The 19,216-nt window shown below is 52.5% G+C and carries 14 protein-coding genes; 2 read left to right on the forward strand and 12 right to left on the reverse strand.

Annotation, left to right across the window (positions count from 1 at the left end):
* Positions 1-222 precede the first annotated feature (222 nt).
* The 3 genes from ACO08I_RS26605 to ACO08I_RS26615 form a co-directional block, all read right to left on the reverse strand.
* On the reverse strand, positions 223-753 hold the full coding sequence (locus ACO08I_RS26605) for a patatin-like phospholipase family protein (protein WP_282783973.1): 531 nt from the start codon (positions 751-753) through the stop codon (positions 223-225).
* 322 nt (positions 754-1,075) lie between these two features.
* On the reverse strand, positions 1,076-1,762 hold the full coding sequence (locus tag ACO08I_RS26610; RefSeq protein WP_282783975.1) for a potassium channel family protein: 687 nt from the start codon (positions 1,760-1,762) through the stop codon (positions 1,076-1,078).
* Between the two features lie 13 nt (positions 1,763-1,775).
* Positions 1,776-3,083, reverse strand: coding sequence for a TrkH family potassium uptake protein (locus tag ACO08I_RS26615; protein ID WP_421949733.1), 1,308 nt, complete (start codon positions 3,081-3,083; stop codon positions 1,776-1,778).
* A gap of 415 nt (positions 3,084-3,498) precedes the next feature.
* Here ACO08I_RS26615 and ACO08I_RS26620 point away from each other — a divergent pair, with 415 nt between their 5' ends.
* Entirely contained in the window at positions 3,499-5,511 is a 2,013-nt protein-coding gene (locus ACO08I_RS26620; protein ID WP_282782677.1) for a cation:proton antiporter, read from the forward strand.
* Between the two features lie 190 nt (positions 5,512-5,701).
* Positions 5,702-7,402, forward strand: a complete 1,701-nt coding sequence (locus ACO08I_RS26625) for a YecA family protein (RefSeq protein WP_421947625.1) — start codon at positions 5,702-5,704, stop codon at positions 7,400-7,402.
* Positions 7,403-7,465: 63 nt separating this feature from the next.
* Here the strand turns inward: ACO08I_RS26625 and ACO08I_RS26630 are convergent, their stop codons facing one another.
* From ACO08I_RS26630 to ACO08I_RS26670, 9 genes are all read right to left on the reverse strand, one after another.
* Positions 7,466-9,637, reverse strand: coding sequence for a T9SS type A sorting domain-containing protein (locus tag ACO08I_RS26630; RefSeq protein WP_421947626.1), 2,172 nt, complete (start codon positions 9,635-9,637; stop codon positions 7,466-7,468).
* A gap of 1 nt (position 9,638) precedes the next feature.
* The gene (locus ACO08I_RS26635; protein WP_421947288.1) at positions 9,639-10,778 is read right to left on the reverse strand and encodes a transposase; all 1,140 of its coding nucleotides are present in this window, start codon (positions 10,776-10,778) and stop codon (positions 9,639-9,641) included.
* Positions 10,779-11,254: 476 nt separating this feature from the next.
* Positions 11,255-11,581 (reverse strand): DUF6686 family protein, encoded by a 327-nt coding sequence (locus ACO08I_RS26640; protein WP_421947627.1) that lies wholly within the window; start codon positions 11,579-11,581, stop codon positions 11,255-11,257.
* Positions 11,582-11,598: 17 nt separating this feature from the next.
* Positions 11,599-13,692 (reverse strand): TonB-dependent receptor plug domain-containing protein, encoded by a 2,094-nt coding sequence (locus ACO08I_RS26645; protein WP_421947628.1) that lies wholly within the window; start codon positions 13,690-13,692, stop codon positions 11,599-11,601.
* 160 nt (positions 13,693-13,852) lie between these two features.
* The gene (locus tag ACO08I_RS26650) at positions 13,853-14,959 is read right to left on the reverse strand and encodes a hemin-degrading factor (RefSeq protein WP_421947629.1); all 1,107 of its coding nucleotides are present in this window, start codon (positions 14,957-14,959) and stop codon (positions 13,853-13,855) included.
* Positions 14,956-15,783, reverse strand: coding sequence for a heme ABC transporter ATP-binding protein (locus tag ACO08I_RS26655; RefSeq protein ID WP_052516142.1), 828 nt, complete (start codon positions 15,781-15,783; stop codon positions 14,956-14,958). Before ACO08I_RS26655 ends, ACO08I_RS26650 begins: the two co-directional genes overlap by 4 nt.
* Positions 15,780-16,841, reverse strand: coding sequence for a FecCD family ABC transporter permease (locus ACO08I_RS26660; RefSeq protein WP_421947630.1), 1,062 nt, complete (start codon positions 16,839-16,841; stop codon positions 15,780-15,782). The genes ACO08I_RS26655 and ACO08I_RS26660 overlap by 4 nt, the downstream gene beginning before the upstream one ends.
* A gap of 6 nt (positions 16,842-16,847) precedes the next feature.
* A complete protein-coding gene (locus ACO08I_RS26665; protein WP_421947631.1) occupies positions 16,848-17,753 on the reverse strand; it encodes a heme/hemin ABC transporter substrate-binding protein in 906 nt (301 codons plus the stop codon).
* Positions 17,750-19,024 (reverse strand): T9SS type A sorting domain-containing protein, encoded by a 1,275-nt coding sequence (locus ACO08I_RS26670; protein WP_421947632.1) that lies wholly within the window; start codon positions 19,022-19,024, stop codon positions 17,750-17,752. The genes ACO08I_RS26665 and ACO08I_RS26670 overlap by 4 nt, the downstream gene beginning before the upstream one ends.
* Positions 19,025-19,216 lie beyond the last annotated feature (192 nt).

Below are 19,216 nucleotides of genomic sequence, written 5' to 3' on the forward strand. Positions count from 1 at the left end.
AGCGCCTCTCCGACAGGCTGCTAGTGTTCGCGGATTGTAAACCCTGTATTCCTCACCCGTAGAATCCATCGCATATTCATCAAATATGGCTATAGGGAAATTTCCTATGATTCCGCCATCCACCACTATGTCTAACCCTTTCTTATCATACGGGTTTTTAAACAACCGCCCTTCGTCATCTATAAAGTTCGCCTCAAAATATAGGGGTATCGACATTGACACTTAAATGGCGTCTTTTATTTTCATTAGCGGATATGTCGCAGGACTGAATATGATGAGTTCTTGCTTATTCAAACTTGTCCCTGTTACATAAAGCGCTTTAAAACCTCTTTCCTTCAGTTCTCCGAACGTTATATCCGGATTGCCTGTTTTTGACGCTATTATTTCTTCAAGCCATTTTTCAAATCTTTCACTTTTATACCAGCCGTACCTCTTTTTTATTCTGTGTATTCCACCAAATACCCCAACCCCCCCTTTGTTGAATTTTTGAAAGCGGGTTTCTGAAATGATCTCATATATCTCTTCCGAATTGTAACCAATCGATAACATCATAGCTGTTATTGCTCCTGCTGAAGTTTCTCCTATTTTCCTGATATCGTCTACTATCCCATATTCTTCCAGCTGCTTGATCACTCCTGAGTAAGCAATTCCCCTGATTCCCGCTCCCTCAAACACTGAATTTTCATAATCACTTTGTGACCATAAGCTTGTTGCTAAGAGCAGTATTGATATTGATAGAAAGAGCCGTTTCATTGAACTTTGTCCTATATCACAAACATACGAGCGTGTTGGGACTTTAGTAATCGGTCTGTCCCGGTGCACCGGAACACTTCTCTGCCTGTGTCTCGTCGCCTGTGGGCTTAGGCCACCGGAGACCGAAGTGTTCGACACGCAGGCAGGTTTGCTTCTACTTCGTCCCAAAAATCCTTCCCGCAAACTGCGGGAAGGGCTATTTAACTCAGGCTAAACGCCGGTTTTCGTGCCCCTGCCTGCCTGGCAAACCCGTTTGGCAGGCAGGTCGTCTACCCCAAAAAATGTCAGTTTTCGACTAGAAGGCAAAAGTCCCAACACGCGCCTAATTTTGCCCAAGAAACGCCCCAATGTCTTTACTTTTGCCATAAAGGACCATAATGGCGCCGGCCGTCAGTCGTGTTTTCGAGTTCGCAACCCCTTCGGTATGGGGCACGGGGGCTTTGACGCCCAAGTCGTTTTCTTTTTCCTCCATTGTGATTAGCGTGAGCACCACCACGCTGTATTTGTCATTGAGGTCGGCCTCCTGTAAGGTTAGGCCATCAAGGGCTTTTGGGACTTCGGCTTCCACGATGGAAAAATCTCCGGTCAGTTCGTAAGAGTCGATTACGCCGTGCATATTGAGTTTTTTCGCCCAGCGTTCTGCGGTTTCTTCTTCCGGGTGTATAATCTCGTCTACATGCATGGCCTGCAGGACGGTTTGATGAAGCGCAGAAACGGCCCGGCTGATCAGGCGTTTTACTTTGGCTTGTTTCATAATCGCCGTAGCCAGGATATTAGCGCCTTCATTTTCACCGATGCATACCATGACCACGTCCGTCTCTTTCAGGGGTAAGTGGGAGACCGCCTGTTCATCGGTGGCATCGAGGCAAATGGTATGAGAGATTTTCTCTTTCAATAGCTCCACCTTGTCCATTTTGTGGTCTACTCCTATCACTTCATTGCCGGTACGGGTGAGCTTCTCGGCCAGGGAGGCTCCAAAGTAGCCTAAGCCTATAATAATGTATTTCATAGTTAATTTATGCTTAGTTGATGAGGATGTCTTCTGTTGGATATCGGTATTTATAATGTCTGTGCCTGTGCATCAGGGCCGCGAGAATAGTCAGCATGCCCACACGGCCGGCAAACATCAGTACGATGAGCACAATCTTGCTTTGCTCGCTCATCGTGCCGGTTATGCCAAGGCTAAGCCCTACGGTGCTGTAGGCCGAAAAGCACTCAAAAGCGATTGGCAGCAGCCCTTTGTCCGGGTCAAAGGAGGCAATCAGGAATACGGCTGCCCCGATAACGATTAGTGACAAAAGCATGATGGCGAAAGCACGGCGGACCGAGAGGGGGGAAATTTCCCGGCGAAAGATTTCAATACGCTCTTTCCCCTTGGCCAGGCTCATTAAATTCAGGGCCCCGACGGCAACTGTAGTGGTCTTGATACCGCCGCCCGTAGAGCCCGGGGAGGCGCCAATCCACATGAGCAAAAATACAATCATTATCGTATTGAGGTTTAGGGCGGTGGTGTCAATCGTATTGAAGCCTGCCGTGCGTGGGGTGGCTGCGCCAAAGAAAGCCGCTACCCACTTCCCCGCGCCCTGATGTTCGGCCAGGGTGTTGTTGTATTCAAAAGCATAAAAGAGCAGGGTGCCGGCAGCAAGCAGAATGACGGTAGTGGCCAGTACGATCCTGGAGTTGATGTTGAGCATCCAGGGGGTATAGGCGGTTTCTAAACGCAGCAGGTTGCGCTTCATTTTATAGCTCAGGAACTTGAGGAAGTTGGACGTGATAGGGAAGCCCAGCCCACCAAGAATGAACAACGCCGCTACAGTGAGCTGCAGGGGGTAGTTGAAACGGACAAAGGGTTCATAAAGGTTGTTTTCTAAAGTCGAGAAACCGGCATTGCAAAAAGCGGAAATACCGTGAAAGACTGAAAAAAAGAGCTGCTGCCCCAAGTTGTCGAAATGATCGCTGTCTATGGTGAAAAAGATGATGATGATGCCAGCCAGCTCTATCGTGAAGGTGAGGAGGAGTACCCGTTTCAGGCTATTGAACACATCGCTGATTTTTCCGGCATAAGTCAGGGCTTTCAGCAGCAATTGGTCTTCATAACTTGCCCGGCCTTTAAAAAAATAGCTGAAATAACTGGTGACGGTCATGATGCCAATCCCTCCGATCTGAATCAGCGCAGCAATGACAAATTGCCCGAAAGGCGCAAAGAAAGAGCCGGTATCCACTACGATCAGGCCTGTAACACAAACCGCACTCGTGGAGGTAAAGAGGGCATCGAGTAACGAGAGCTGCCCGCATCTATGCTGAGGCCTACAACAAATCCAGCCGGTCAGTAGAACTGTACAGCTTCGTAAAAAGTATGGAAACTTTCGTGAATACATTCGATACCTCCACCACCGTGATCCTCTCCACCGATAGTGATCTTTATAAATATTTGAAAAGCATGGAGTAAGCGTTTGTTGGGATTTTAGTCCCGCTCCCCGGAACGGGGCTAAAGTCCCAACAAGCTATAAAGTACTGGTTTACAACGCAAAGGTTATGGCAGGCAGACTTGAGTAGCAAAAAAGTGAAAAATCTGATCTAATTTGCCCCAACAAATACGCCTCCAGACAGGTCATTCCATTGGAAAAAACGGAACGGAGCGCATGCCCGAACAAAGTTTATTCTGAAAGCCAAAGAAATGGTGGCAGGAACAAGCTCTAGACAGGTGCATTTGCCTGGAGAAGGATAAACAAAGCCATTCTGCCTATGGAACAATTCACGCAGTATTTCCATCTGCCCATCACCGACCCGGTAATGGTATTTGCCATAGTGCTGTTTGTTATCTTTTTGGCACCCAGGCTGTTGCAGCGGTTTAAGGTGCCGGGGATTATCGGGATGATCCTATCCGGTGCGCTACTGGGGCCCAATGGCTTCCACGTATTGGAAAAAAGTTATGCGATAGAGCTCTTTGGTACGGTAGGCCTGCTGTATATCATGTTTCAGGCAGGCTTAGAGGTAGACCTGAACGAATTCAAGAAAACCCGGAAGAAAGGGATGGTTTTCGGCCTGCTTTCTTTTGCGATCCCACAAGTGTTTGGCGCTATAGGCGTTTGGTACCTGCTCGACTTGAGCTGGCCCTCTGCGCTGTTGCTGGCCAGCATGTTTGCTTCTCACACCCTGGTCGCTTACTCTATTGTCAGCCGGCTCGACCTGGTCAGGAATGAAGTGGTGACGGTCACGCTGGGCGGCACGCTGGTGGTCAACATTCTGGCGCTTCTGGTACTGGCCGTCATTGCCAGCTCGGTGGAGGGCGACCTGGGGGCAGGGTTTTGGCTTGGGCTACTGGTATCGCTGTCCATTTTTGTTTATGTGGTCGTGGAGATTGGCCCGCGGGTGGTGCGTTGGTTTTTCCGCAATGTGGAAAGCGAGGGCGCTTCCCAGTATATTTTTGTGCTCTCTTTTGTTTTTGCTGCTTCTTTCGGCGCGAAGCTTGCCGGCGTAGAGCCAATTATCGGTGCATTCCTCGCCGGGCTGGCTATCAACCGCCTTGTGCCCGGCACCTCTCCGCTCATGAACCGGATCGACTTTGTGGGCAGCGCACTGTTTATTCCCTTTTTCCTGATCCATGTGGGGATGCTCTCCGATTTCAGCATCTTCCTCAAAGGCAAAACTGCCCTGATTGCCGTCGGGGTTATTGCAGCGCTCTCCATATCTCTGAAGTGGTTGCCGGCCTACCTTACAGCCCGGATTTACGGTTACCGCAAAGAAGAGCAGGGCGTTATGTTCGGTCTAAGTGTAGCTCAGGCCGCTTCAACGCTGGCGGCAGCATTAGTAGGCTATGAGCTCGGGTTCATCAATGATGATGTGCTCAATGGAATCATCATCATGATCCTGGTTACCTGCATGGTCAGCTCGTTTGTAGTGGAATCGGCCGGCCGCAAACTGGCCGTGCTGCAGGCCGATGAAGTCCCGGAAGAGGAATTGGCCGAGGAGCGCCTGCTCGTTCCGGTTGCCAACCCGGCTAACATCATGCCCCTGGTTGACCTTGCCGTTATGATTACCCCGCCCGGCTCCCGGCAGCCGGTCTACCCCTTATCCGTGATCAACGACGATGCCTCTGCCAGCAGCCGTATCCTGGAAACCAAAAAACAACTGGAAAAAGCCGTCAGGTATGCTGCCGCTACCGATACCCTGCTAGAGCCTATTACCCGCATAGATGTCAGCCCGGGCAGCGGCATCGTCCGTACCATCAAGGAGATGATGATCACGCGGGTCATCGTAGGCTGGCATGGCGATTACCATCCTAAAGACCATCTGTTTGGCACGGTGCTGGATTACATCCTGCTCAATTGTTTCAGGGAGGTACTGGTTACCCGCCTGCTTATTCCGCTGAATACACTGGAGAAAATCTTCGTGATTGTCCCTGAAAATGCTGAGCTGGAGCTGCATTTCCCGCATTGGCTGAAGACGCTGAAGACCCTTGCCAATCAAACCACCGGGACCTTGCACTTCGCAGGTCCAGCAGATACAATTGCCCGCATCACCGAGCTTGCCCAACACGATAAACCCGTAGTAGAGGTCCACACGCAGGTATTTAGCGATTGGGAGGATATCCTCATTTTAGGCAGGGAGGTAGGCCCTGATGACCTCTTCGTCATTGTGCAGGCCCGGGAACGTACTATCTCCTATCAATCGTGGATGAAACGCCTGCCGAGGTATCTGTCCAGGCATTTTAGCGAAGTCAGCTTCCTCCTGATTTATCCGGATCAGGAGCATTAGGTTCTGATGGGGATAACCGTTTTGTCAAAGATTTCTATGTCCACCTGCCCCCTGTAACCTCACCCGCCCCCAAAACCCAGGAAACCCATGCACCAGTTGCAGGCTTTCTGCCCGGAACAAAAGGGGCGGTACGGCATGATAACCGATGCTCATTTTGTAAATTTGTGCCTGAATACGCAACCCATCCGCTATGCCAATGAACAAGACCCGCTTTACTTACCCCCACCCACTCATCCCTTATGCAGTGGAGCACGACGTCATGGGAGACTCCAGCATCACCGACGAAGAGGCAGAAATAATGAATGCACTCTACCCAGAGGTCGTAGCGGGTAACCCGAAGGCAATCAAGCCGCTGAAAGAGCTTGTAAGGAGATGCCCGCATTTACCACGGGCCCAAAACCACCTCTACACGCTATATATGATGTGTGGCAAGCGCCTTAGAGCCAGGCGCCTGCTCCGTGAACTCCGCAAAAACCACCCCAACTACCTGTTTGGAATTACCAATGAATCGAACCGTCTGGTACAAGAAAAAAAAGATACGGCTGCCGCACGGCATTTGATGGGGGAGCGCTTGCTGCTTCAGGATTTGTACCCTGAACGCAAAGTCTTCCATGTTAGCGAAGTGATGAATTATTACCAGTCTGCTGTCCTGTTGCTGCTCGAAGAAGGAGATATTGAAGGCGCGGAAGATCGGCATGGCATCCTTTTGGAAATAGACCCTGAGCATTCCATTACGGAAAGCGTTACCGAGTACATCTTGGGTAAAAAGATGATGGTAAACATGCAAAAGATGAAGGAGGCGCAGCGCAACAAGCGCAAAGCGAAAACCCGCGTTACTGCCCCTTATCCGCAGGTAAATGAAGCCCCGGTATTTCACCACCCCGAAATGGAGGCTTTCTACCGCTATGATCTGGAAGCATTACCCAAGGCAAACATAAGCGCCATAGCTGCACTGCCGAAAACTACACTGGTGCAGGATCTGAAACGGGTTTTGGAAGACGGCCTGCGGCGATACAAGTATTTTGAGCGGCAAAGCAGAAAATGGGAGGTATGGCAAGAGGATCAAGTCAGTTTCATGCCCCACGCCTTTCATTTCCTGGGGATATATGGCGACGAAGACTGCCTTCCGGTCGTGCTTGATGTTTTGCGCCAGGAGGAAGATTTCCTGGATTTTTGGTTTGGAGAAGAAGCAGAGTCCTTCATTTTCCCTTGCCTTTTCCGCATCGCCTCTGGCCAGCTGCCCCAATTGCAGCAATTTATGCAGGAAAGATATGTTTCCCCCCACTCTAAAATAATGGTGAACGCTACCGTTGCTCAAATAGCCTGGCATAATATGGAGCGTTTGGCGGAAGTGAGCGCTTGGTTCGGAAGCATCTTCGAGCACTACAAGCTTAACATAGACGACAAAGCCCTCATTGATTCTGACCTAATAGCCTGGATGACAGCATCGGCCGGCGAACTCAGCCTGAAAGAACTGTTGCCAGTCATAGAACCGCTCTATCAGGAAGGGGCCGTATCGAAAGATGTGGTTGGCAAATGGGCGGAAATTATCGAGTTATTCGATACACCTCGCGATGAGGCCGACCTCAATCCATTGCCAAAAAATATCTCCGAGGCTTATGATGGCTCGTATTATGAGCGTAAAAAATTCCGGCAGCCCAGCCAGAAAGACAGAATGGAGCTGGAAAAAATGGCTCAGGATCCGTATGCTCGAAAAATGATGGAAATCCTAATGCAGTCCGGTGGCATGGTTCCTGAAAAAGAGCCGGCAGATAAACCTTTGTCTCCCCCGGTGCAATCCCCCTCAAAAAGCAAAACTAAGATAGGGCGCAATGAGCCATGCCCCTGCCAAAGTGGGCGAAAGTATAAGCATTGCTGTGGGAAAAAGTAAAGGGGTTAAAACGCCTGCTCTCCAAATTCACGCTCCGGCAACTTTGATTTGCCAAGCGACCGGTTACAATACAGCCACCCTTACAATTTCCCAGTGTTTGCCAGTGCTTACTTTAAGCCAGTATATACCGGGGCGCTCTATAAATAGCTGCCTGCCGCTGATGACTCCGCTTTGTACGAGCCGCCCATCGACTGCGTACAGCTCGTAGGGTGCAGAAGGCGGAGCCCCTTCAATATTAATAAGACCGGAGGATGGGTTGGGAAAGATGTTGATCGCGCCCTGCGTGACTTCTGAGGTGGAAGTGATGACAAAAGTACTATCACAAGAGTAGCCAACAAAGTTATATTGCAAGCTGTCATTTTCAAAGCAGCGAAGCTGAGTGACTTCCCGGACCGGGTCGCACAATCCATAGCCCAGGGGCAGACGTAGCCCACCCGATTGCTGCCCTATACCAGCGTATACGTTGGTAAGCAGGTCTCCTTCAATCGTGCCATTATTTTCTATGCGTAAATGTTGTACCGGCAGCGTATCCCCCATTACGGTTTCCTGCGTGACGCTATCCACTTCTATCATCGCAATTCCCCCTCCGCTGCTGCACTGACTGGTCCATTGCGTACCATACTGACTATTGACTGAAAAGTCATAATTCAATTGGTACATTTCCAGATCAGCGTCCCAGAGGTAGACTAAGCTGCCCTCCTGCCGCAGGTACTGAAGATTGCCCGTTGAGCCTTCTTCTACTGCAAAAGCAGTCTGCCCGCCTACTGTTGCGGTATCCACAATTTCATAAGTTTCGAAGCTGACGCTCTTCGCCGGGCCTCCAGAAGCAGTCTCTACTTCGTAGGTCCAGCGGGTGCCGATATCAAATATCGGTAAAGCTGTATTGGCACCGTCCAATACGATAACATCCTGGCACTCCTCTCCAGCTAAGCAACCATTCGCATCTACAGCAAGCAGCCAAAGCCTGGATGACAGCTCCAAGTCCTGTATGGCACTAAGTTGGAAAGGGGAATACCTGGCGTGTCCGCAGGCAATGATTTGACCGGTAGGGGTCTCTATAACTTTGTTTAGCTTCCCCTGCCGGTAAAGACCAAATTCATCAACTGGTAGTGCATCTACATTGGGGTGTCGGTATATCTTGGTCCATTTTAATTCCCCACCGGGGCTGATACGGGCAATGAAGCCGTTGTGGCTATCGTCCGGATGCCAGCCACCGCCGGTTGCCTCGCCACAAAAAATAATATCACCATTAGCAGCCTCGATAAAGTCCAGTGCTTTGTACTTCCAATTGTTAGAAAACGGTTCTGACGGCAAGGGGGTACGCCATTCCACTTCCTCCATATTGGGGCTTAATTTGTTAATCCAGCCGTCTTTTGGCGCCCAAACATCCTCTGGGTGATACTTAGTGAGATAATAAACTGCACCCTCTGCCGAACTTAACAATCGACCAGGCGCTAGCCCATTATTATCTACATATTCATACACTCCTATAGTTTCACCAGATGAATTTATTTTATAAAGCTCATAACCTTCAACCGTAGCTGTGCCTGCTCCATATGTATGATAGTTTGAAAAAATCAAATGTCCATCAATGGTTGGCTGAAGATCATTGCAGCTATTTTGCGAAATATCAGAGTAGCTAAATTCTTTCTGCCAGACAACTTCCTTGTTGGTAATATCGATTCTAAGGATGATCCCACGAGAGGTAGCCTCACCGATTTTCCATATTCCTCCGTGGACAAAAAGACTGCCATCATAAGAGAGTAAACCTTCTGGTCGTATGATATAGTCTTCAGCCATATCGATCAAGAAAGTATCGACAGGACTAATCCCGGATTGAATTGAGAATATGGCTAATTTATTATTTTCACCATATACCTTTCCTACAATGAAGGTTGCGCTATCTGAAACTGCAAGGTTGCCACTGGGGAACCTTGCACGGTTTATATTAAATCCCGGGGCTGATATTAAATCCAGAGGCAATACTTCGTCAAGTGCACCTCCAATTTCGAAGAAAAGAACATTACCAGGCACTCTTATAGTTTGGCTATCAATAATTTGAGCATATTCGCCAGTGACGACAATTCCGTCTTCTGACAAAGCTAAATCTATCGCATTATTCCAAAAACCACTATCGAAGTTTATCGATTGATTAAAAGTAGCCTGAGCCTTTCCAAAAACCGTATAAAGCAAAATCAGAATAAGAGATATTAAAAAGCCAATAGTCCGTGGCAAATCAGGCTGCAATTTTGCCTATAGCCCTGAAGCGCTCGCGGATGGAATTAATTTTTGAAAGCTGTGCGCCGATGCCGAACGTGGCAATAAATCGGTCCAGCAATAAATCGTTGGCATACTGGGTTTTAACGTCTGCCATAGAAAACGCTTTGCGTTCCTGCGGCGGGGCGCTGAGGTAGTATGCTGCTTTAGCAAGCGATACGGCTGTGAGGGCCGTGTTGAGATGGAAGTGCAGCTTTTGCGGACTGCGTGCCTGGCAGTGGGCCAGCCCTGCATGTTGCTTGCCATCCCTGTACAGGAACTCAATCTGAAAGCGGCACTGATAAGCGTGCAGTACCTCTGCGCCATCCATGCCCGTATCGGTGCAGGCATAAATCTTCGCGGATTTTACTTGCCCCTGATCGTCCAAGTGATGTACGATGACAACTTTAGCGTTGCGCTTCCAAGACTGTACATTTACAGTGGCCTGGTAAGCAACCCACGAACCGTCTTCTGCTTGTGCGCATGGCGTGAAATGGTCTTCGCGAAGGGCATAAGGATTGATCCGGCCGTCATATGTTTTAGGGCGCCCCCTTCTTCTTTTCAGCCTTGGCCCATTATAAAGGTAGCGCAGCCTTGCATCCTTGCGCAGGCGGGTGATCAGTTGGAAACCTTCGCCAAGCAGCGTATCCACGAAAGGCTCCCTGGCGAAATAGGCATCCGCAGTGACATACTTGGAAAGCCTCAACAGGGCTTCTTTGCGCTCACAAAGGATACGGGCATAGAAAGCAAGCTGCGATTCCCCCTCTTTCAGGCCTACTGTCTGGACGGCTTCGAGATGGAGGGCTGCTTTGTCCGCCAGGTCCACAGCAGCTATACCCGAAAACTCCAGGCCGCGCAGCTCGCGGCCGGCGCAGCCAGAGTAGAAGTAGCCTATACCCGCTGTATGCTTGCCGCTCTTTGGTACAAAGCAAGGGTCAAAAGCAATAGCCAAGTGCTGCCCAAGCTGCTGCGAAGCCAGCTCAGCATTGAACTCCAGCCAACCGAAGGGGCGGGCGAAGTTCTGACGGTAGGTATCTTCCCCGTATTCGCCCCAGCGCGAAAGGTTGGTGAAGTTGTACCGGCCTCGCACAGCTAGCCATAATGGAAACAAGTGCAGCATAAATCGGTATTGCCAACGGTTATTTGTAGAAATTTTTCGTAATATTTGTTCCGTGAGTGCTTTGACGCTCATAGGGGCAAAGTTGGTTTGAGTGTGTAGGAACTCCCAAATTACAACTTTCCCCTTTTTTATGCCTATGCGTCATTTTCCCCACGGACTATTGAAAAAGCGCATGATGGAAAAAATTAAGCACGTGCAATAATGTAGTCTATTACACGTGCTCTGTTAAACAATTTACTTAGTAAGCATTACTTTGCGGCGGTGCAGTATTTCTTTATTCTTGCTTATCGTGACGATATACAAGCCTTCCGCCCAGTCCATAAATTGAAAAAAGGCGCAAGTAGGTCAAATCATATGTTGACCTGTTTAAGGATTACTTATAAACATACCCCCCCCCCGCAGAGTTCCAAATATTTCTGAATATTTTACCAAACACCGGATTGTTCATTCCCCCATTTTCTCATAGGCAGAGTCTATTACTCTCCCGCCATCAACTCCCGCACACGCATCTGCAACAGCGCCTCCGCAATTCCATCCCGAAAAACATTAAACTCACTTTCCGTAAATGTAAATTGTAAGTTAGCCTTGCCCGTATCCAGGATGATGCAGAACTGTCCGTCGTGAAACAAGCTGGAGTTGGGCGCAAACTCAATATGCAGCAGCCATTCCGCCCAGCGCTTAAACTCGGATTGGCTGAAGCCCGCCAGCAAGTTGTTGAAGTGGACGCCCACCCGTTTACAGCCGGTACATTGCCCGACGCTCATGCTGCCGTTCATTAGCAGCACCTCGGTTTTGCATTTCATACTGTTTCCTGTTTGTTTTACCTCCACCCGAAATCCACCATCATCCGCACAAACACATTCCGGCCCGGGCTCACCGGCGCGCTGCCGGTGCCACCGCTGTGCGCCCCGCCGCTCGCTGCGCCCTGTATGTTGGCCCGCCGTACATCGAGTAGGTTGCGGGCACCCAGCGTCAGGTCGATGCGCTCTTTCCAGAAGGATTTGGTGAGGGTAAAGTCTGCCATCGTAAAGCCATCTTGTATGCGCTGCCCGGCAATGGTGTTGCCCTCCGCATCCGTGGTGGGGAAGAAATTGACTTGCCGGTCATTGACGCGCACGAAAAGAGAAGCACTGAAGCCCGCCTTCAGCCAGCGGTAGGTGGCGCTGCCGCTGTACTCCATAGCGTAGGTGAACGCATCCAGCTCCGGCAAGTCCTCGCTCGCCGGATTGTAGTAGCCGATAGTGGAGGCATTGGCAGACAGTTCCAGCCGGGGCGTGCTGTAGCTGAGCGAGAAGTTGACGCCCTGCGTTTTGTACACCGCCTGATTGAAGTAAGCAAAGCGTAGTGTAGAGGTGTCAATCGCCGGGGCGATGCCTTCGTCGGTCTCAATGTACTCAAACAGCTCAATCTTATCGCGGATGTCGTTGTAGAAGCCTTTGATTTTGCCCTTGAGGCGCCAGTCGTCCCCGCGCTGCTCGTAGAACAGGCCTAGCTGCAGATTGTCCGAGCGCTCCGCCCGTAGGTTCGGGTTGCCGAGGATGAAGTGGTTGATATCGATAAATTCGAAAAACAACTCCTTCAAGTCCGGGCTGCGGAAGCCTTGGCTGTAGGAGCCGCGTAGGGCCCACTGCTCATTCAGCCGGTACTTCAGGTGGAAGGAAGGCACGAGCGGGGCTTCGTAGCGGGTATTGTAAGCGTAGCGCAGCCCGGCTTCTGCGGTCAGCGCTTCCCATGGCTGATAGCGCAGGCTGCCGAATGCCGCGTAGTCGCCAATTTGCGAAAAGCCTTCCCGGCTGCTCAGGCTGTCTTGTATGCGTAGGCCCGTCGCGTCATCGTACCGCAGGTCCACGCCTACCTGAAAATTCAGTGGGCTTTCGGCGTACTGACTGGCGAAGGTGGCGCGTAGCATGGCGCCGGAGAAGCGGGCGGTGTCCTGCATGCCGGGTACTTCAAGCTGCTCGTTTTCCTCAAAATTAGTGCGCAGGGTGCGCTTGTAGCGGCGGAATTGGTTGTAGCCGGTGGTGGCTTGCAGGTAGTAGTTTTTCCCGACTTGCCCTTCGTAGGCCAGGCTGTGGTTGATGCGCCGGGTCAGGTAAAAGTCGTCAAAAGCGTAGGGCTTGAACTGCGGGCGGCGGATGTTGCCCAAGTTCTGCACTTCCTCATCGAAGAAGCTGCCGGTGTAAAACAGCTTGCGCTTGTCGTCCAGCCGGTAGCCGAGGTAGGCATCCGCAAACCACTGCTCCCTGGGGTTCCAAAGCACGGAGCGGAGGCTGTCGTTTTCACTAAAGCCGCCGAACACATCGTAGCCGCCGTTGAGGCGCAGGGTAAGATCATCGGTCAGGCGGGCACCGAAGGCAGCAGCGTAGCGGTTCTCGCCCCGGGCTTCCACCTGACTCGTGAGGTTCAGGTCGTAGCGGTTGAGCTGCGATTTTTTGGTGATCAGGTTGATGACGCCGCCCAGGGCATCCGTACCGTAGCTGACCGACATCGGGCCCTCTACGATCTCCACCCGCTCGATGTTGTTGAGGTTGAGCTGACTCAGGTCGATATTGCCATCCTGCCGGCCGATCACGGGAACGCCGTCCACCATAATTTTGACGTTCTGCCCGTCGATACCCAGCAGGCTCATACTGCTGCCCAGTACCATATCCTGCCGGATGCGGATGTTGGCTTCCTGCTGCAGCAGCTGTTCCAGATTGGTAGCGCCCCGCTGCTCAATCACTTCCTCCCGTATGGTGATCACATCGTGCACGGCGTTGCGGCTGTCGGTGGGCGCGTACTGCGCCGTCACGATTACATCATGCAACTGCAGCGCCCAAAGCGATGAATCGGGTGGCAGCGAAGCTTGGCTATGCAGCGGGGTGCAAGTACCAATCGTAATGAAGAAACAACAAACAAAAAATATCGTCCTCATGTGCTCTTGTAGGTTACTTCGCGATTGCTTGACCATCGAACATTATCCATTTGCTCTTCTTTTCTTCAGGTAAGTGTGACACCTACGGCGTCAATTAAAAGATGAAAGCTGTTTTTACGGATAGTCGACCCCATTGGGGTCGTACAATAGTAACTCAAACTTAAATAGTGGCTTCGACTCCAGCGGACCTGCCTGCCATGCGCAAGCAGGCAGGGTCGAACTTCTCATCTATAATCTCCCGCCAGCTTTCCAGCTCCGGAATACCGGGCTTGCGCTTGCCAAAGAAGTACACGATGAGCTCACCCTGTGCATCGTACACTTCCAGGCCGGTAACGATGCCATCCTTGGTCGGCTTTTTCACCACCCAGCTCTCCGCGATGCCCTCCAGGTTGAGGTGCAGGTTGAAGTCCGGGTCCATCACATTGAACCACTGCTCCATCGGGATCAGCTTTTTCACCGGCCCGGTATGGATTTGAATGCAGCCGGGGCTGTTGACGAAGACCATAATCGGCACTTCATTTTCTGCCGCCGCTTCCAGCACTTTAACCACTGCTTCGTTGGGCACCTTTTGGGTAAAGCCTTCCGGCGCCAGGCGCAGGGCCTGTGTCCGTTGCAGCTCGTACTTTTTCAGCAGGGGGAAGAAATCATGCGTGTCCTGCAGCTTGCGCCATTCTTCCTGAAAAGCGGCCACGTCGATTTCCGAGTCCGGGATCACCGTAGGCGCTGCTTGCGGGCTATGGTCTACGGTTGCAGGCGTACCTTGGTCTCCCGCCCGGTACTTGGTGACTAATGCATCGTAGGCGGCTTTGTCCGACTTATTGGTCAGGTATATTTTATGGACTGCCGCTCCGCGTTGATTGAAAAACTGCAAGCTGTGCAGCACTTTGCCCCGGCTAGGCACTTCCACCGCATAGCCGTATTCCCATTCCCACATGAACAGCCGCAGGTCGATATCGGGATTGACTGCCACGCCCATCTTGCCGTCGTGCATAAAGGAGACGTTGTGGTATACGCCTTTACGTTCATGCACAACGTATTCATTGCGCGTAAGTGCCATCACATGGCCGAGGCTTTCCACCTCCTGCAGCAGGCTCTGCCAGCCCCCGCTGAGGCGCGTGGCGGTGCTGCCCAATTGCAGCTCGAGTAATTCCATTTCGCTTACGCCCAGCGCCTCTGCTGCATTGCGGATGCGCAATTTGGGCTGTTCTGACTTCAGCGCTTCATATCGCGCCTGTAGTTCCGGATTAATGCTTGTTGTTGTCTTCATGGTATAGCTGTTTCTTCATTTTGAAAAAGATCCACCGCCGTAGGGCAGGTGAGAATATGTGGCAAGGCTTCTCCCGGCGTCCGCACCACCCGGGCTTTAAGCCCAAACCCCTGTGCAATCCCCTCGGGGGTGAGCACCGTTTCGGGTGGGCCGCTTTTCAGCAAATGCCCGCCGCGCAGCAGCACTACCCGGTCGGCGTACTGCATCGCCAGGTTGAGGTCGTGGAGGATCGTGAGTATGCCAAGGCCTGCCTCATCCGCCAGCTTTCGCAAAAGGCTGAGCAATTGCTGCTTTTGCGCAATATCCTGACTGGCGGTGGGCTCATCGAGCAGTAAAAAACGCTCACCGGACTCGCTCTCCCGGTGCACTTGCGCCAGTACCCGCGCCAGCTGCGCCCGCTGTTGTTCTCCACCGGAAAGCGTGCGGATGTCCCGGTCATCATACCCGCTCAGTCCCACCTGTTTGAGGCAAAGCCGGGCAATCTCCCGGGTGCGCCCGCCCGGTTCCTGCCCCTGATACGGATAGCGCCCCATTTCCACCAGGTCGATCACGGGCATGGAGAAGGGCAGTTGGACTGATTGGCTGAGCACAGCCCGGACTTTTGCCAACCCGGCAGCCGGCCAGTCTGCCAAAATTTTGCTGTTGATGCTTACCGCACCTTCATCCGGCGTAACCTCTCCCGCCACGGCTTTCAGCAGGGTCGATTTGCCGGCCCCGTTGGCACCGATGAGCGCTACGAGTTCTCCGGCACGTACCTGTACCCCTGCTTTCCGCAGAATCCAGCGGCCTGACTTCCGTACTCCGATGTGGTTTGCTTCGATCATAAGCTGCGTTTGGTTTTGAGCAATAGCCAGATAAAAAACGGCGCACCGAGCAGAGCCGTCAGGATACCAATTGGCAATTCAGCGGGTGCAATCAGCGTGCGGGCTGCGGTATCCGCCCAGACCATCAACAACCCGCCGAGCAGGGCGGAGCCCAAGAGCAAACTGCGGTGGCGCGGCCCCTGTATCAGTCTTACCAGGTGAGGGACGACCAGCGCCACAAAGGCAATCACCCCACTCACCGCCACGCAGGCCCCTACAATCAGGGCGGCGCAGCCGATGACGATCCATTTGGTGCGCTGCGTATTCACGCCGGTGTAGGCCGCTTCCCGCTCGCCTAGTAACAGCAGGTCGAGTTGGCTCGACTGCCGCCAGAGGATAAAGGCAGGCAGGAGTACCAGCGGCACCAGCAGCGCGACCATCTGCCAGTTGGCCCCGCCCAGGCTGCCCAGTGTCCAGAAGGTGATATCGCGCAGCTCATCCTCGTCAGAGAAGTAGGTCATCAGCCCGGTAAGGGCACCGCCCAGGGCTGTGATGGCCACGCCCGCCAGCAGCATCGTCACTACGGAGGTGTAGCCCTTGCTGCTCGCCAGCCAGTAGACCAGGAAGGTGGTCAGCAGGCTGCCGGTGAACGCCATCACGGTGACTGTAGCGTAACCCAGCCAGCTGCCAATCGCGCCCAAAACGGAGGCAGAAAAGAGAATGCCTGCTACCGCAAACACCATCGCCCCGCTCGTCACGCCAATCAGCGCCGGGTCGGCCAGTGGATTGCGGAAGAGCCCCTGCACCGCTGCCCCGGCAATGGCGAGCCCGCCGCCTACGAATACACTCAGCAGGATGCGCGGCAGGCGGATGTCCCAGACCAGATAGCTCAGGGTCTGTGGCAAGCCGGCTTCCAGACCAAACAACCGTTCGCCCACCACCAGCCCGACCTGCTGTACCGGCAGGCTGTACGCCCCGATTAGCAGGGCGCAGAGCGCAGAAATGGCCAGCAACAGCGTCAGCACAGAAGGCGACAGCAAACGGGACAGCGAGCGGTATTTGGGTAGGCTTTGTATCATGATTTCTTAATTCAGCGTGTAGGCATCCGGCAACGCTTGCAGCCGCCCGGATAAATCCGCCGCTGCACGGGCAGCCCGTGGGGTAAAGCCCAGCAGGTATAAGCCATCCATGCCAATGATATGACCCCTCTGCCCCGCCGGTGTTTGCGCAAGCCCGGGGATTTGCAGCAGGCCTTCCACGCCGCCCAGGCTCTGCAAGCCGCTGTCGAACAGCAGCAATACCTCGGGCTGTGCCTCCATCAGGCCTTCTGCGGATAGGGCGCGGAAGCCTTCAAAGGACTGCACGGCATTCTGCCCACCCGCCAGTTCAATCATAGCGGAGGCGGCGGTGTTTTTCCCAGCCACCATCAGGCTGCCCTTACCGCGGGCGTAGATGAAAAGCACTTTGGGGATGCCCTCCATCGCCTTCCGGGCTTGCTGCAGCTTGGCTTTGTCGGTTTCGTAGGTTTTCCGCAGGCTTTCGAGTTCCTCGTTGAGCCCCAGCTTTTCGCTGATCTGTTCAGCTTGCGCCAGGGGTTTATCCAGCGTAAATGAACCGTCGAGCCAAAGGACTTCTACGCCTGCCGCTTCCAGTTGCTGCAGGGCGGCAGAGGCTTCATCCGTCCGTTCCGCCAGTACCAGGTCGGGCTGCAGGCTAAGCAGCGCTTCCACGTTGAGCTGACGCACATGCCCCAGTTTGGGCAGTTCGGTTACCTTGTCCGCCGGGTAAGTACTCGTCACGTCAACGCCTACGATTTTATCGCCCTGCTCCAGCTCGTACAGCAGTTCTGTCACGCTGCCGGAAAGAGAGACGAGGCGCTCATAGGAAGCCTCCTGTGTGGCTTCTTCGGTCGCGGACGGGGCGTTTTGACAAGCATTCAGGCTTAGCCCCAGGGTAAGTATACCCAGAAAATGGATTAGAAACCGGTTCATGGGGCTACGATTAAGGGTTGGGAGATCGGTGCCGTGCCGGGCGTTTGCACCTGCAGCCAGTAGGTGCCGGCGGGCAGGTGGCTTACCGGAATGCTTACCGTTTGAAAACCGGCAGGCTCTTCACTTACCGCCGACCAAACGGACTGTCCGGTGGCATTGAACACATTTAGCTGTACCGGGGCCGCTTGTTTTAGCGTCAGTGCAATGGTAGCACTCTCCCGGGCAGGATTAGGAAATACACTTATGTCTTCAAACAGGGTATGATTAACAGTATTGACGACGCCCATATTGGTTTCCTGGAAGACGATATTGCCGGTGCTCGACCCTTCAAAGTCGATGAAGACCAGTTTCCAGACTTCGCCGTTGGCCGCTTTGACAAAGTAAACGCGGTCGACAGGCAGTGCCCAGGAAAAGGTGCCCAGGTCAAAGTTCTTCCAGTCATGGCCGATGATGTCGAGGTCGGTGCTCAGGGAATCTTCGTACCCTTCAAAGGTAACGGTAGCAGGGTCGATGCCATCGACCTGAGCGACCTCCACGCCAGGACCGGAAAGGGTACCGGTGAGCAGATAGTTGAGGGTACTCCCTTCATTATCATCCAATGGGGTGGAGTAGCGGGTGAAAAGCAAGTCCCAGTCACCTGCCTTAGGGATAAAGTCCACCACAGCATTACTGCTGAATGACCAGTATACTAAATCGTTATCCGGAAAGTCTGCTTTGTTAAGGGTATGAGACTGTTCATCGCTGCCGTTCAGATTCGCATAGCGGAAGTGGTAGGTAGTACCATCCAGGCTGCTGATTTCCAGTTTTTTGAAAGTCTCATTGCGCAGTTTGAGCACAAAAAGGGCTTGCCCCTCGACAGACTGCGTGGCCGGATCGTATTGCCCCCAGCCATAGTCCAGCGGATTGCCGGGGTCGCGCATTTGGTTGAAAGCACCTCCGCTGGTCCAGTTGGTTTCATCATTGAGGAGCCGTTCGCCCAGCTGCGTGAGGTCGATATTGTCGGCGAATTCAGCACCGGGGATCAGGAATAATTCCAGCTCTGTGCCTTCCAGCCCCGCCGCTTCATTGAGAAAGATGCCTGCATCCTGCAGGCCCTGTGCGGTAAAGGCAATGTCCCAGGCATTGTGCTCCAGGCTGATGCTCTCTTGATTCCCAAATTTAAAATAAGTGGATAAGGTATAATTCGGCCCACAGGTGACTTCCCGAAACTGCTGTGCATTCAGGCTTGATGCAACGGCGATCAGGCCGAAGAGGAGTAAAGGTATTCGCATGGCTTTTATTTAGACTAGATTTAAATAAATTGACTTCTGCAAAGTAAGCGCATGCCCGGGAAGGGTTCAATACCGTTTGTTAGGCAAAATGCGGCATTGAAAATTTTAGGTAGAGGTTACCTAAAACAGGGTAATGAGCTAAGCAGCTTACCTAATTCCGGGTAACAGGTAACCTGTCTACCAGCATGTGCA

Origin of the sequence: Phaeodactylibacter xiamenensis (assembly GCF_965229835.1) — a bacterium.
Lineage (GTDB): Bacteria > Bacteroidota > Bacteroidia > Chitinophagales > Saprospiraceae > Phaeodactylibacter > Phaeodactylibacter xiamenensis.